Origin of the sequence: Luteococcus sanguinis, from assembly GCF_039527675.1 — a bacterium.
Classification (GTDB): domain Bacteria; phylum Actinomycetota; class Actinomycetes; order Propionibacteriales; family Propionibacteriaceae; genus Luteococcus; species Luteococcus sanguinis.
The window spans coordinates 115,290-129,467 of the sequence record NZ_BAAAKI010000012.1; the positions used below are offsets into that span (position 1 = coordinate 115,290).

The window sequence follows — 14,178 nt, forward strand, 5'->3', positions numbered from 1 at the left end:
ACGGCTCAGGTCAGCGGACGCCCATCAGGTCGCAGACAAAGATCAGCGTCTCCCCGGGGGCGATCACGCCGCCGGCACCACGATCGCCGTAGGCGAGGTTCGCGGGGATGACGAGCTTGCGACGGCCGCCGACCTTCATCCCGGCGATGCCCTGGTCCCAGCCGGCGATGACACGGCCACCACCGAGCGGGAACTGGATGGGCTCGCCACGGCCGTAGGAGGAGTCGAACTCCTCCCCGCTGGAGTAGGCGACGCCGACATAGTGCACGGCGACCAGGCTGCCGGGCAGGGCCTCGGCACCGTCACCGACGGTGATGTCGCTGATCTGCAGCTCGGTGGGCGCGGGGCCCTCGGGGAAGTCGACTTCGGGCTTCTCAGGCATGTTCATGGGTTCCACCCTAACGGCGCGCTCCCAGTGCGAGGCACAATGGATGTATGGGCACTCCCTCCCCGTTCCCTGGCCAGGCCTTCGCACATCCCACCCTGGCGCTGCAGCTGACCGACGAGCAGCGCGATCGCAGCGTCGACTACCTCCAACACGCCTACGCGCAGGGGCGGCTGGCCAAGTACGAGTTCGACGAGCGCCTGCACCTCGTCCTCGTGGCGACCAACCGCGCCGAGCTGAACCAGGCCTTCGTCGGCCTGGCGAACATCCCGGTCGTCCCCGTCGCGCGCAAACCGCTGCTGGACACCTCTGCCCAGGGGCGAACCGGACGGACGATGGCTGCCGTCGCCCACTGGAGCGCCCTGGCGACCTGGGTCCTTGGCCCCGCGGTGGTCTACGCCGTGAGCCCCGCCCGTTCCTTCGCCCGCAAGGAGGCCGCGAAGGCGGTGAACCTGCAGTTGCTCTTCCTGTTGCTGTCCGTGGCCGCCATGTTGGCGCCTGAGTTCCTCGAGGGCTATCTCATGTTCGTCGTGGCTCTGGGCTGGCTCGGGTCCACCGTCGTGGGCGGCCTCAAGGCCCACCGAGGCATCGCTTGGCGCAACCCGGTGCAGCGCGTCCTGCCGCTGCAAGTGGCGCGCGAGGACGGAGCCAAGGGACAGCACGCTTCCACTCCTGCGCTGCGACGCTGAGCGTCTGCCCACGAACCACTGGCCAACTATTCACTTGGGGGAACAAGACCTTCAGCGGTAGTGTTGTACGAACGGTGGATGTTGGTGCGTCCGCCGGTGAACACCGGCCCCGGTCGGCGTTGACAACTCAACAGGGGGGTGACTGGTTTCGACTTGGGACGGTAGTCCCAGGGGAAGCGGGCCGTGAATCCATGGTCAACACGTAAATGTTCCTTGGAAACCAATAACTGCCGACACCAATCGCGCAGACTTCGCTCTCGCTGCCTGAGCAGTGACCGAAGGGTCAGCCCGGACTCCGCCTTCGGTCCGGTAACTGGCCTCATCCAGAAGGCTTGCTGATCAACCTGCGTGGCAGGGGTTGATCGGGACTTAACTGCTACTGGGCCTGTCCACGACGTGCTGAAGAGAGCGTGGGGGCCGAGAAAACGTCAACCTCAGCTGCGCCCGGAGAAGACCTGGTTCGCCTCTTGAGGACGCGGGTTCAATTCCCGCCACCTCCACCCCTTGTGCAGGGCCCTCGGACTTCGGTCCGGGGGCCCTTGTCATGTCCGCGCCCGTCCTCAAGCCTGTCCAAGGGGTCACTGCGTCCAGCTCCTTCCCCCCAACGCCGCCCCGGGACCCTCAACGCCGCCCGTGCTCGCGGGGCGTTCGTCGTCCACGGGCGGCGTTGACGGCGCGTGCCAGACTGTGGGGGTGCAGATGACCAACCGACCCCGCGCGGGCGAGCTGCTCGTGGCGGACGTCGGCATGGGTGGCGGCTATTTCGGCCAGAGTGTGGTCCTGCTGCTCGACTGCGACGGCTCCGGGGCGCTGGGGGTGGTGCTCAACCGCATCGCCGACGCCGACCTGGACGACGTGCTGCCGGGCTGGAGCGAGCTGACCAGCGCACCGCAGGTGCTCTTCGAGGGCGGTCCGGTGAGCCAGAACGGCGCCGTGTGCCTCGCCAAGCTCGCCAACCCCACCGAGGACCCGCCCGGTTGGCGTCGCATCCACGACGATCTCGGCCTGCTCCACCTCGACACGCCCACCGAGATCGCCCGCGGTGCCTACGCCGACCTGCGCATCTTTGCCGGCTATGCCGGCTGGGAGGCGGGCCAGCTCGAGGGCGAGCTGCTGCGCGGCGACTGGCACCGGGTCAGGCGCCTCGACGAAGACGTCTTCTGCTTGTCCACCGAAGGTTTGTGGCGCCGGGTACTGCGGCGCCAAGGCTTCGACCTGGCCCTGATGTCAACCTGGTCCGAGGATCCAGAAGCGAATTGAGCCGCGCGGCACTGGCCCGGGAACTGACCTCCTGCTGAGCTCATGCTCGTCCTGGCCGCGCGCCGTCCGCTGGGCCTGTTTATCGGATTGTTACCATGGTCAAGGTCCACTCATCGGGAGAGGGAGGTGCAGCGATGGCCGAGTCCGCCGACAACGCGTCGTCGCGGGGGCGCAATCGCATCCTGGTGGTTGACGACGACTCCGCGCTCGCCGAGATGCTGCAGATCGTCCTTCGCCAGGAAGGTTTCGACAGCTCTTGGTGCGGCAGTGGTGACAAGGCCGTGGCCGCCTTCCGCGAGACCCAGCCAGACCTGGTGCTGCTCGACCTGATGCTGCCCGGCAAGGACGGTGTCGACGTCTGCCGCGAGATCCGCGCCTTCTCCGGTGTTCCGATCGTCATGCTGACCGCCAAGAGCGACACGATGGACGTCGTCGTCGGCCTCGAGGCCGGAGCGGACGACTACGTGAGCAAGCCCTTCAAGGCCAAGGAACTCGTGGCGCGCATCCGCACCCGGCTGCGTCGTTCGTCGTCCGAGACCGAGGATGGCACGGGCAACCTGCAGATCGGTGACCTGACGATCTCGATCCAGGGCCACCAGGTGCGCCGGGGTGACCAGCCCATCTCGCTGACTCCGCTGGAGTTCGACCTGCTGCTGGCTCTCGCCCGCCGCCCCAACCAGGTCTTCAGCCGCGAAACCCTCCTCGAACAGGTGTGGGGATACCGCCACGCTGCGGACACCCGGCTGGTCAACGTCCACGTCCAGCGGCTGCGCTCGAAGATCGAGAAGGATCCCGAGAAGCCCGAGATCGTCGTCACCGTGCGCGGCATCGGCTACCGGGCCGGCGACCTTGGCAAGGGCGCCTGAGCCTCCATGGCCCGCACCCCCCGCGCCGTTGCGGCGCGCGTCTGGTGGTCGTCGCTGCCGCTGCGCGTGATCGCCCTCACGCTGGTCGGCTCGGCGCTGGTGTTGCTCTTCGGCGGGTTCGTGCTGATGCGCCAGGCCACCGACGGCGTGCTGGCGGGCAAGCGCCAGACCGCTGTTGCCGAGGCGACCACCGCGCTGGACCGCATGCAGACGCAGCTGCGCGCCACCGATCTGCGCACCGCCTCCATCTACGAGCGGCTCAGCCAGCTTGCCGACGAGGCAGGCAACCGCCCAGACCAGTACCTGGTGGTCATCCAAGGGCCTGTGTCGCGCTATGTCTCGCCGCAGATCACCGAGGCATCCGTCCCCGACGAACTGGCCAAGACGCTGGCCAGCTCCGACGGCACCTTCCTCACCCCCACCACCGTCGTGTGGTCCGACGCCAACCGCAGCCCAGAGCCCGGCCTGGTCGTCGGCTCCACCCTTCAAGTGCCCGGCACATCACAGAGCTACCCGGTCTTCCTCGTCTTTCCCGAGACCCACGAGGTCGAGACTGTGCGCGTGCTCCAGCAGGCCGCCATCTCCACCGGCGCCCTGCTGCTCTCCATGCTGGCGCTGGTCGCGTGGCTGGTCAGTCGCCAGGTGACCACCCCCATCCGTGAGGCCTCCCTGGCCGCCGGACGCCTCGCGGCCGGCCAGTTGGACGACCGCCTGCCCGTCCGCGGCACAGACGACCTCGCCTCCCTGGCCACCAGCATGAACAACATGGCCGAGCAGTTACAGGCGCGCATCCAGGAGTTGGAGAACCTGTCGCAGGTGCAGCAACAGTTCGTCTCGGACGTCTCCCACGAACTGCGCACGCCGTTGACGACGGTGCGGATGGCCGCCGACATGCTCTTCGACAGCCGCGATGAGATGGATCCCTTCGCCGCCCGCTCCACCGAGCTGATGCATGACGAGCTGGACCGCTTCGAGTCGCTGCTGGCCGACCTGCTCGAGATCAGCCGCTTCGATGCGGGCGCCGCGGTGCTCAGCCTGGACGAGACCGACGTCGCCGAGCTGGTCCGAGCCGAACTGCGCGCCGAGCGGGGGCTGGCCGACAAGAAGGGTTGCGAGCTGGTGCTCAAGGGCCACGAGGTTGCGATGGCGGAGGTTGACGGACGCAGGGTCACGCGCGTGCTGCGCAACCTGGTCACCAATGCCATTGAGCACGGCGAGGGACGTCCGGTGGAGGTGACCATCGCGCAGGACGAGCAGGCGGTCGCCGTGACCGTCCGCGACCACGGGGTGGGCTTCGACCCCAAGGAAGCCGAGCACGTCTTCCAGCGCTTCTGGCGCGCAGACCCCTCCCGCCAGCGGACGGTGGGCGGAACCGGACTCGGGCTGGCGATCTCGCTCGAGGACGCTGCCCTGCACGACGGCTGGCTGGAGGCCTGGGGACGACCCCGTCGCGGCGCCCAGTTCCGGCTGACGCTGCCGCGCCGTGAGGGTGTCGAGCTCACCGGCTCGCCCCTGGAACTCGTGCCGGAGGGAGAGTCATGACCGACGAGCTGCGCTTGGCGCGCCGGGTGCTGCTCGGCGGCGCCCTCGGATCCCTGGCCGCCTGCGCGCACGTGCCCACCGTCGGACCCGTCGAACAGGTCTCGCCGTCGGCGCAGGCCAGCCTCGAGCGTGGCGTGCAGGTGCGCCCCGCGCTGCCGCAGGTGGACGGGTCGCCCGAGGTGGTGATGGCCGGCTTCATCGACGCACTGGCCAGCCTGGAGCCGGACTTCAAGGTCGCGCGGCAGTACCTGACCCCGAAGGCCGCCGTCAGCTGGGACCCACGCGCGGGAGTCACCGTCTTCAACGGCGACGAGCGCGCCAACTTCACCAGCGCCGAGTCGGCCGCTCTTCATGCGCCAGTGGTCGGTCGTCTCGATGCCGGCGGCCACTTCACCTCCGCGTCCGGCCAGCTGACCCACGACTTCGACATGGTCACGGTGGACGGCCAGTGGCGCATCCAGAACCCGCCCAAGGGACTGCTGGTGAGCAGTTTCACCATGCTTCACCGCTTCGCGCCGGTGCAGGTGTGGTTCCTCGACCGAACCGGACGCCAGGTCGTCCCGGAGCTGGTCTGGCTGGCCGCATCCCCGCCCACCGCGACGCAACTCGTCCAGGCACTGCTCCAGGGTCCCTCTGAATGGCTGCGTCCCGCGGTGTCCGCAGCCTTTCCTGCCAGCACCAAGCTGTCGGCCCCGGCCGTGACCATCGACGCGGACGGCGTCGCGGAGGTCCCGCTGAGCGACGCCGTGGCCAACCTTCCGGATGCCCAGCGCGCTCAAGTCGCCGCGCAGTTGTTGTGGACCCTGCGTCAGTTGCCCGAGGTGCAGCGGCTGCGGATCAGCGTCGCCGGGAAGACCTGGTCGTTGCCGGGCGCCACGGGCGACGGTTCGATCGGTGAGGTGGACGTGATGGCCTGGAGCCCGGTCGCGGTGAACGCGTCCCAGCAGCCCTTCGCGCTGGTCAAGGGAGTCATCGGACGGATCGATGCCCCCAACCAACACACGCCGGTCGCCGGCTCCTTCGGTCTCAAGACCTGGGGGGATGAGGCCGGCGCGATGGCCGCTCACGGGGCCACCGCCAAACTCGCCGTCGTCAACCGGGCGCGCACGCGTCTGGTCGTCGGACCGATCGATCAGCCCGGGGTGGAGCAGTGGCTCACCGGCGAGCAGTTGGGACGTCCGCAGTTCAGCAGCGCCGGGCAGGTCTGGCTGCTCACCGATGGCGAGAGCAAGGCCCCGCGCCTGCTGCGGATCAGCGCCAAGGGCGCATCCCAGGTGGTGGGCGTCACCCTTCCCAAGGGCCACCGATTGGTGCGCTTCAGCCTCTCGCCGGAGGGGACGAGGCTGGCCGTTGTCAGCGAGTCAGGTGCCCAGCGGGTGCTCGGGCTGTGCCTCCTGCAGGGTTCCGACCAGCTCGCCGCCTCCGGCTACCGGCCGCTGCCGCTGGTCGACTCCCAGCCACTCACCTGGGTCAGCGATGTGGTGTGGTCGACGCCCACGACCCTGCTGGTGTTGGCCGCCGTCGACAAGGCCTCGCGCGCCGGGGTCGTGCAGATCGGCTGCGACGGCGCAGACCTGGAGGCTCTCGGCCCGTCCGGCGATGCTGACCCCCTCGCGCTGGTGGTGCAACCGACCTTGCGCGGCGGCGTGGCCGGCCTGATCAGCAAGCGTGGCACCTTCCTCAGGTTCGAGTCTGCCTGGCGGTGGCAGGGCGACGACCTGTCCGTGACGACCGCAACCTACCCGTGCTGAGCGTCCGCGGGCAGAGCCTGCAGCACCTGTGGATAGAGCCGGACGCCGTGGCGGGGTTGTCCACAGGCCAACGGTGCGCTGTTTGACGCTCGGGGCGCACAGTCCTTGGGTGGGGGAGTGCTGGACGAGATGGCCGACCTGCTGGTGGGCGCACGCTGCCCCGGCTGCCAGCGGCCCGGGCTTGGTCTGTGCGAACGGTGCCGGGACGCTCTCGCTGGCCGCAAGCGGGTGATCCCCGGCGCCATCCCGCTGGGCGTGGGTACCGAGTACGGACCGCTGGTGCGTGCCCTGGTCACCGCCCACAAGGACCGCGGCGCCTGGTTCCTGTGTCGACCGCTGGCAGACCTGTTGGCCGAGGCGGTGGCCGCGCTGGGGTTCGACGGGCCACTGGTGCTGGCACCGGTCCCTTCCTCTGCGGCGAGCGTCCGGGAACGTGGCTACGACCACGGCGGCGCGCTGGGCGGCCGAGCGGCCCGGACCCTGCGCGCAGCCGACGTCGATGTGACGGCTCGTCAGCTGCTGCGTCGCACTCGGCCGGTGGCTGACCAGTCCGGGCTCGGGCGCCACGAGCGGGCGCGCAACCAGCGAGGCACCATGGCCGCCGCGGCAGGCTCGGGCGCAGTCGTGGTGGTGGACGACCTGTGCACCACGGGGGCGAGCGTCGCGGAGTCCGTCCGGGCCCTGCGCGCCAGCGGTTGGACGGTCGTCGGAGCGGCCGTCGTGGCGCACCCCCGCCGAACCGTGCCGCTCGTCAGATGAGAACGACGCTGAGTTCGGCGTTTTCGCTTCGAAAGCCCTCCCACCAGCGCTAACGTTTTGACATGGCACGACCCATCGGTTTTCCGGACGAGCAGCATCGGGGGACTAATGCGGTCGTGCCATGCGTTTCACCGCAAGCCATCGACCGCTTGGACCTCGACGGTCGTGGGCCATTCGCCGCCGCATGGCCGGCGGCGTAGAACCAGGAGGATCACATGGAGATCATCGTCAACGGACGCCACTGCACCATCAGCGACGAGACGCGCCAGCAGGTCAGTCATCGGCTGCAGTCGGTCGAGAAGCTCAGGGACCGTGTGATCAGGACGGAGGTGGAGTTCACCAACACCGAGGCAAAGGGCGACCCGAGCCAGACAATCCGCTGCGAGATCACGATGTACTCGAAGGGTCCGGTCATCCGCGCTGTCGCCTCCGCCGAGGACAAGATGGTCGCCTTCGACAAGGCGATCGAGAAGCTGCGCAACCAGCTGCGCAAGGCCAGCGACCGCCGCAAGCACCATCGCAGCAACCTGCGCGCGCCGCAGGTGATCCAGGAGATCGCACCGGAGCCCGTCGACGACGGCGCACCCGAGACCAGGACCCTCGCGGGCGACGTGCAGATGACCGGCGACGGCCCGCTGGTGGTGCGGGAGAAGGAGTTTCCGCTGGTGCCGCTCAGCCTTGCCCAGGCACTGGACGAGATGGAGCTGGTCGGCCACGACTTCTTCCTCTACGTGGACGCCGAGACCAAGGCCCCCTCGGTGGCCTACCGCCGCAAGGGCTATGACTACGGCGTCATCCACCTCAGGTGAACAGGCCTCATCGCATGACCGAATGACTGAATGACCTAATGACGGCATGACCGAATGACCGCCGATGCCCGAGACCCCAGCGTCCCGGGCATCGGCGCGCCTAGGGTGTCGGCCATGAGCCCGGTGGCAGAACGCAGCAGTCTCGCGCTGGCCCGTCGGACCGCACTGGCGGCCCAGGGGCTGGCCACCCCGCGTCCCCAACGCCCGTCGACGCTGCGCGACGTGAGCGCCTTGATCGACCGTTTGGCGCAATTCCAGATCGACACCATCAATGTCGTCGAGCGTGCCCAGTACCTGCCGCTGTTCAGCCGGCTGGGGCCCTACGACAAGGCCCTGCTCGACCGAGCCGCCTACACCGCACCCCGGCGGATGTTCGAGTACTGGGGCCATGCCGCGAGCCTGGTGGACGTCCGCCTCGAGCCTCACCTGCGGTGGCGGATGCAGCGCTACGAGGCCGGCCATCCCTGGGGTTTCGAGACCAACCCCGGCCTCACCGAGCGTTGTCTGGCGGAGCTGGCCGAGCGTGGCCCGCTGACCAGCCGGCAGATCGAACATGACGAGGAGCGCTCCCGTGACCACTGGGGCTGGAACTGGTCGGCGGTGAAACGTTCCCTGGAGTGGCTGCACTCGACCGGACGTGTCACCACCGCGAGGCGCAACTCCTCCTTCGAGCGCGTGGTCGACCTGCGCGAGCGCGTCCTGCCTGCTTCCGTGCTGGCCCAAGCCGATCCGGGTCGGGACGAGGCCTACCTCGAGCTGGTCCGACGGGCGGCCCGGGCATTGGGCATCGGCACGGTGCGCTGTCTGGCTGACTACTTCCGGCTCTCCCAGGCCGGCACCCGGGCCGCGGTCGCGCAGTTGGTCGCCAACGGTGAGCTCGTCCCGACGCAGGTGCAGGGCTGGGCGCCGGCCTGGCGCTGGCACGAGTCCCGGCGCCCGCGCAGCGTCACCACGCGAGCCCTGCTGAGCCCCTTCGACTCGATGGTCTTCGAGCGCAACCGGGTGCTGAGCCTGTTCGGCGTCCACTACCGGATCGAGATCTACGTCCCCGAGGCGCAGCGGCGGTTCGGCTACTACTCCTACCTGTTCGCGTTGGACGACCAGTTGCGCGCCCGGGTCGACCTCAAGGCCGAGCGGCGCACCGGCAGACTGTTGGTGCAGTCGGCATGGCTGGAACCGGAGAATGAGGTGCAGGGCGCCCAGACCGAGCCGGGACGTATCGCGGCCGAACTGGCCGTGGAGCTGGCCGAGCTGGCGCAGTGGCAGGGGCTGGGCGATGTCGCGGTGGTTGGACGCGGTGACCTGGCTCCCTCGTTGGCGCGGGCCCTGGGCTGACGGCCTGCAACGGGGTCGGCTGCGCGTTCGGGGACCGGTTCACGCCACCCCCTAGGATGGATGTGTTTGGCGGCGCACCAGCGCCCCCTCGGCTCGAGAAGGACCTGGACCACATGGGATTCATGGACAAGCTGCTCTCCGTCGGTGAGGGTCGCACGTTGAAGAAGCTGCAGAAGGTGGCTGACGACTGCAACCACATCGAGGACGACTTCGTCGCGATGAGCGACGACGAGCTGCGCGGCATGACCGAGGAGTTCCGTCGCCGGCTGGCTGATGGCGAGACGCTCGACGACATCATGGTCGAGGCTTTCGCCACCGTCCGCGAGGCGACCAAGCGCGTGCTCGGCAAGCGTCCCTATGACGTCCAGCTGTCCGGCGGCGCGGCTCTGCACTGGTGCAACATCGCCGAGATGAAGACCGGTGAGGGCAAGACCATCGTCGCGTTGGCGCCGGCCTACCTCAATGCACTGGCCGGCAAGGGCGTGCACGTGGTCACCGTCAACGACTACCTGGCCCAGTACCAGTCGGAGCAGATGGGCCGCGTGCACCACTGGCTCGGCCTCGACGTGGGCGTGATCTTGTCGCAGATGACCCCGGCCGAGCGTCGCGCGGCCTACAACGCCGACATCACCTACGGCACCAACAACGAGTTCGGCTTCGACTACCTGCGCGACAACATGGCCAACTCGCTGGACGAGTGCGTGCAGCGTGGCCACTTCTTCGCCATCGTCGACGAGGTCGACTCGATCCTGGTGGACGAGGCCCGCACCCCGCTGATCATCTCCGGCCCGGCCGAGGACAACCACGACTGGTACCCGGAGTTCGCCCGTCTGGCCAAGCGCCTGACCCGCGACGTCGACTACGAGGTCGACGAGAAGAAGAAGACCGTCTCCGTGCTGGCGCACGGCATCGAGACCGTCGAGGACCGTCTCGGCATCGACAACCTCTACGAGTCCGCCAACACTCCGCTGATCGGCTACCTGAACAATGCCATCAAGGCCAAGGAGCTGTTCAAGCGCGACAAGGACTACGTGATCATGGAGGGCGAGGTGCTCATCGTCGACGAGCACACCGGCCGCACCCTGATCGGACGCCGCTACAACGAGGGCCTGCACCAGGCGCTGGAGGCCAAGGAGGGCGTCGAGATCAAGGACGAGTACCAGACGCTCGCCACGATCACCTTGCAGAACTACTTCCGCATGTACTCCAAGCTCGGCGGCATGACCGGTACCGCCAAGACGGAGGAGAGCGAGTTCCAGAAGATCTACGGCCTCGGCGTCGTGGTGATCCCGACGAACAAGCCGATGGTGCGCATCGACCAGAAGGACCTGATCTACCGCACCGAGCAGGCGAAGTTCGAGGCCATCGTCGCCGATGTCGCAGAGCGCCATGCCAAGGGCCAACCGGTGCTGATCGGTACCGCCAGCGTCACCAAGAGCGAGGCCATCTCGCAGCTGCTGACCCAGGCGAATGTCCCGCACGACGTGCTGAACGCGAAGCAGCACGCGCGCGAGGCAGCGATCGTCGCCATGGCCGGCCGCAGGGGCGCGGTCACGGTTGCCACCAACATGGCCGGCCGTGGCACCGACATCATGCTCGGCGGCAATGCCGAGTTCCTGGCCGACCAGGTGCTCAAGAACCAGGGCCTGGACCCCGTCGACAACGCCGAGGAGTACGACAAGGCCTGGCCCGGCGTGCTGGCCGAGCTCGAGGAGCAGGTGGCCGGTGAGCACAACGAGGTCGTCGAGGCTGGCGGCCTGTACGTCGTGGGATCCGAGCGCCACGAGTCTCGCCGCATCGACAACCAGCTGCGCGGTCGTTCGGGGCGCCAGGGCGACCCGGGCGAGTCCCGCTTCTTCCTCAGCCTGGGCGACGACCTGATGCGCCTGTTCAAGTCGGACGTCGTGGAGCGCGCGATGGTCTCGCTCAAGGTGCCGGACGACCAGCCGATCGAGCACCGTTGGATCAGCAACGCCATCGAGAGCGCGCAGAAGCAGGTCGAGGCGCAGAACTTCGAGATCCGCAAGAACGTCCTCAAGTACGACGACGTGATGAACCGTCAGCGCCACGCCATCTACGCCGACCGTCGCAAGGTGCTCGAGGGTGCCGACGTCGAGGAGCAGCTGCGCGGCACCGTCGCGCGCGTGGTCGAGGCCGGCGTGCGGTCCAAGACCGAGGGTTTCGCCGAGGACTGGGACCTGGACCAGCTGTGGACCGACATGCGTCAGCTGTACCCGGTCGGCCTCGACCACGAGGAGTGGGCCGACTGCGCCGACCAGCAGGAGCTCGTGGACGGCTTCCTCGACGACGCGCAGGCGGCCTATGACGCCCGCGAGGAGGAGCTGGGCGCAGAGAACATGCGCGAGCTGGAGCGCCAGGTGCTGCTGACCGTGCTGGACCGCAAGTGGCGCGAACACCTCTACGAGATGGACTACCTGCGCGAGGGCATCGGCCTGCGCGCCATGGCGCAGCGCGACCCCTTGGTGGAGTACCAGCGCGAGGGTGGCCAGATGTTCAACGCCATGATGGAGGCCTTCATGGAGGAGGTCGTCGGGTACTTGTTCAACCTGGAGGTGCAGGTCGAGGACGAGCCCGCAGTACAGGTGCAGACCGGCAGCGACGGACAGGCCCTTGATGTCGACCAGCTGCTGGCCGGCGTCAACCAGGCCCGTCCGCGCGTCGAGGCGAAGGGACTGGGCGCTCAGAAGCGCGCCGCGAACCTCAACTACTCCGCTCCCGACGAGCAGGGGGACGCCGAGAAGGTCAGCGCCGTGGCCGAGACCAAGGACGAGTTCCTGGGCACCGGACGCAACCGTCCCTGCCCCTGTGGCTCGGGTCGCAAGTACAAGAACTGCCACGGCAAGGCCTGACGCCTGAAGAATGACCACATCCCTGCATCACTGCCCTGACCTTACGCCGCCCGCAGGGCGTACTGGGCGGGGCTGAGCAGCAGCCCGAAGCAGGTGCACCGCCAGCGGCCGTCCAGCCGTTCGGCACGCAGGGCCAGCGCCAGGGAGCGTCCGTCCGGCTCCGCCAATCGGGCGTACCCCTCGACGGCGCCGCCGACCACGTTCGCGCGGATGCCTGCCAACGAGGTCTGCTCCCAGCTGCGCCGCCGCGCCCAGGAAGCGACATGGTCGGCGGCCAGATCGTCGCACAGCACCCGCACCTGCGCGGCAGGACGCCGGGCCTGCAGCACCTCGAGCAGGGCCCGGGTGATCGCATGCAGGAGCTGGACCGCCTGCTCGTCGGCGGTGTCGACGGCCTCCCCGGCTCCCTCGGGCAACGGCAGGGGCTGGGGCACCAGACGAGCCGGGACGATCTCCGCGCGTGGCGGCGCCACGACGACCACGTCGACACCGCACAGGCTCAGGGGCAGCGATCTCATGGTCCAAGCCCAGCGCCTCGGCCGATGCCGCGGTAGGGGGTCGATGGCAATCTGTGGACAGTCCCGTTGCCGGACGTGGCAGGCTGTGACCCATCAGACCATCAGTCAGGAGGCACGAATGGCCGACCAGCTCGTCTTCGTCCCGGTCAGCACCGGCCAGGCACACACGCTTGCCAGGCAGGGTCACCTGCCGGGCCCGTTGGACGCCTTCGCGACCACCCCGGCGCTCCTCGCCGCCCTCGACTACACGGCCGACCAGGCCGAGGACGCCGAGTACGCGGCGCTGGTGCTCGCTTCCGTTCACGGACTGACCCGGCACCAGGAACGCCTGGTGCTGGTCGCCGAGGTGCCTGCGGCGCAGGTCGAGCCGTACGAGGACGAGATGGACAATGGGGGAGTGCGGTTGCCGTCGCTTTCCAGGGCAGCCGTCCAGAGCTTCTTCACCGACGACCCGGCCATCGACATCGCCGACGCCGTCGCGGCCGCCACGGGTCTCACCATCGACCAGGTCTGGGAGACCGAGCAGGTGCAGGCACTGCTCGGCGGGGCCGACCTGTTGTGGCACTCGGTGGAAGAACTCGATCGCTTCGGCAAGGATGGTCGGCATGCCTAGGTCCATCTGGAAGGGCGCGATCAGCTTCGGCCTGATCACGATCCCCGTGAAGCTGTACGGAGCCACCGAGGAGAAGGACATCTCCTTCCACCAGGTGCACCCCGTCGACGGGGGCCGGATCAAGTACAAGCGCGTCTGCGACAAGTGCGGCGAGGAGGTGCCCTATGCGGAGATCGCGAAGGGCTACGAGTCGCCGGACGGACGCGTCGCGGTGCTGGAGAAGTCGGATTTCGACAACCTGCCGCTGACCACCACCCGCAGCGTCGACGTGGTCGAGTTCGTCGACCGCGAGGAGGTCGACCCAACCTACTTCGACAAGACCTACGTGCTCGAGGCCGACGGCCCCGGCGTGAAGCCCTATGTGCTGCTGCGCGACGCCTTGGCCAAGACCGGTCGTTGCGCGGTGGTGAAGGTGGCGCTGCGCAATCGCGAGCAGCTGGCCCTGATCCGGCCCACCAGCGACGTGCTGCTCATGCACACGATGCTGTGGCCCGACGAGGTGCGCGACACCGGCTTCGCCGCCCCGAGCGAGGACATCACGGTGTCCGACGCCGAGGTCGGCATGGCCGAGATGTTCATCAAGCAGATGGAGGCGCACTTCGACCCCGGCGAGTTCAGCGACTCCTACCGCGAGGCCCTGGACGTGCTGGTGCAGAGCAAGCTCACCGGTGTGGCAGCCGAGGCCACCGAGGAGACCTCGGCCCCCGCTGGCGGCGAAGTCGTCGACCTGGTGGCCGCGCTGCGCGCGTCCGTCGAGGCTGCGAAGGCCAAGCGAGCCGGT

General features: G+C 68.6%; 13 protein-coding genes and 1 other RNA gene. 12 read left to right on the plus strand and 2 right to left on the minus strand.

Translation table 11 applies throughout. The features are described 5' to 3' along the window. Positions 1-10: 10 nt before the first annotated feature. Complete coding sequence (locus ABD089_RS09135) at positions 11-382, minus strand: FKBP-type peptidyl-prolyl cis-trans isomerase (protein ID WP_343886070.1); 372 nt, start codon at positions 380-382, stop codon at positions 11-13. 53 nt (positions 383-435) lie between these two features. On the opposite strand from ABD089_RS09135, the gene ABD089_RS09140 reads away from it, so the two are divergent. From ABD089_RS09140 to secA, 10 genes are all read left to right on the plus strand, one after another. Next, complete coding sequence (locus tag ABD089_RS09140) at positions 436-1,074, plus strand: DUF1707 and DUF4870 domain-containing protein (RefSeq protein WP_343886032.1); 639 nt, start codon at positions 436-438, stop codon at positions 1,072-1,074. Between the two features lie 134 nt (positions 1,075-1,208). Then, positions 1,209-1,577, plus strand: a transfer-messenger RNA (tmRNA) gene (ssrA, locus tag ABD089_RS09145). Positions 1,578-1,773: 196 nt separating this feature from the next. Beyond that, a complete protein-coding gene (locus ABD089_RS09150) occupies positions 1,774-2,334 on the plus strand; it encodes a YqgE/AlgH family protein (protein WP_343886033.1) in 561 nt (186 codons plus the stop codon). A gap of 134 nt (positions 2,335-2,468) precedes the next feature. Then, positions 2,469-3,200, plus strand: a complete 732-nt coding sequence (gene mtrA, locus ABD089_RS09155) for an MtrAB system response regulator MtrA (protein ID WP_343886034.1) — start codon at positions 2,469-2,471, stop codon at positions 3,198-3,200. Positions 3,201-3,281: 81 nt separating this feature from the next. Continuing rightward, positions 3,282-4,742, plus strand: a complete 1,461-nt coding sequence (gene mtrB / locus ABD089_RS09160; RefSeq protein ID WP_386769097.1) for an MtrAB system histidine kinase MtrB — start codon at positions 3,282-3,284, stop codon at positions 4,740-4,742. Next, the gene (locus tag ABD089_RS09165) at positions 4,739-6,493 is read left to right on the plus strand and encodes an LpqB family beta-propeller domain-containing protein (protein ID WP_343886037.1); all 1,755 of its coding nucleotides are present in this window, start codon (positions 4,739-4,741) and stop codon (positions 6,491-6,493) included. The genes mtrB and ABD089_RS09165 overlap by 4 nt, the downstream gene beginning before the upstream one ends. 117 nt (positions 6,494-6,610) lie before the next feature. Beyond that, positions 6,611-7,252, plus strand: coding sequence for a ComF family protein (locus ABD089_RS09170; protein ID WP_343886038.1), 642 nt, complete (start codon positions 6,611-6,613; stop codon positions 7,250-7,252). A gap of 215 nt (positions 7,253-7,467) precedes the next feature. Beyond that, positions 7,468-8,061 carry a ribosome hibernation-promoting factor, HPF/YfiA family gene (gene hpf / locus ABD089_RS09175; protein ID WP_343886039.1) on the plus strand — a complete coding sequence of 198 codons (594 nt, stop codon included), beginning with the start codon at positions 7,468-7,470 and terminating at the stop codon, positions 8,059-8,061. Between the two features lie 114 nt (positions 8,062-8,175). Then, complete coding sequence (locus tag ABD089_RS09180) at positions 8,176-9,396, plus strand: winged helix-turn-helix domain-containing protein (RefSeq protein WP_343886040.1); 1,221 nt, start codon at positions 8,176-8,178, stop codon at positions 9,394-9,396. 113 nt (positions 9,397-9,509) lie between these two features. Beyond that, entirely contained in the window at positions 9,510-12,266 is a 2,757-nt protein-coding gene (secA, locus tag ABD089_RS09185; protein ID WP_465262222.1) for a preprotein translocase subunit SecA, read from the plus strand. A 41-nt stretch (positions 12,267-12,307) separates the two neighbouring features. On the opposite strand, the gene ABD089_RS09190 is transcribed toward secA, so the two are convergent. Beyond that, the gene (locus ABD089_RS09190) at positions 12,308-12,784 is read right to left on the minus strand and encodes an Rv3235 family protein (RefSeq protein ID WP_343886041.1); all 477 of its coding nucleotides are present in this window, start codon (positions 12,782-12,784) and stop codon (positions 12,308-12,310) included. Positions 12,785-12,902: 118 nt separating this feature from the next. On the opposite strand from ABD089_RS09190, the gene ABD089_RS09195 reads away from it, so the two are divergent. Next, positions 12,903-13,397, plus strand: a complete 495-nt coding sequence (locus ABD089_RS09195) for a DUF6912 family protein (protein ID WP_343886042.1) — start codon at positions 12,903-12,905, stop codon at positions 13,395-13,397. Beyond that, a partial coding sequence (gene ku, locus ABD089_RS09200) for a non-homologous end joining protein Ku (protein ID WP_343886043.1) occupies positions 13,390-14,178 on the plus strand: 789 nt, incomplete at its 3' end. The genes ABD089_RS09195 and ku, both read left to right, overlap by 8 nt.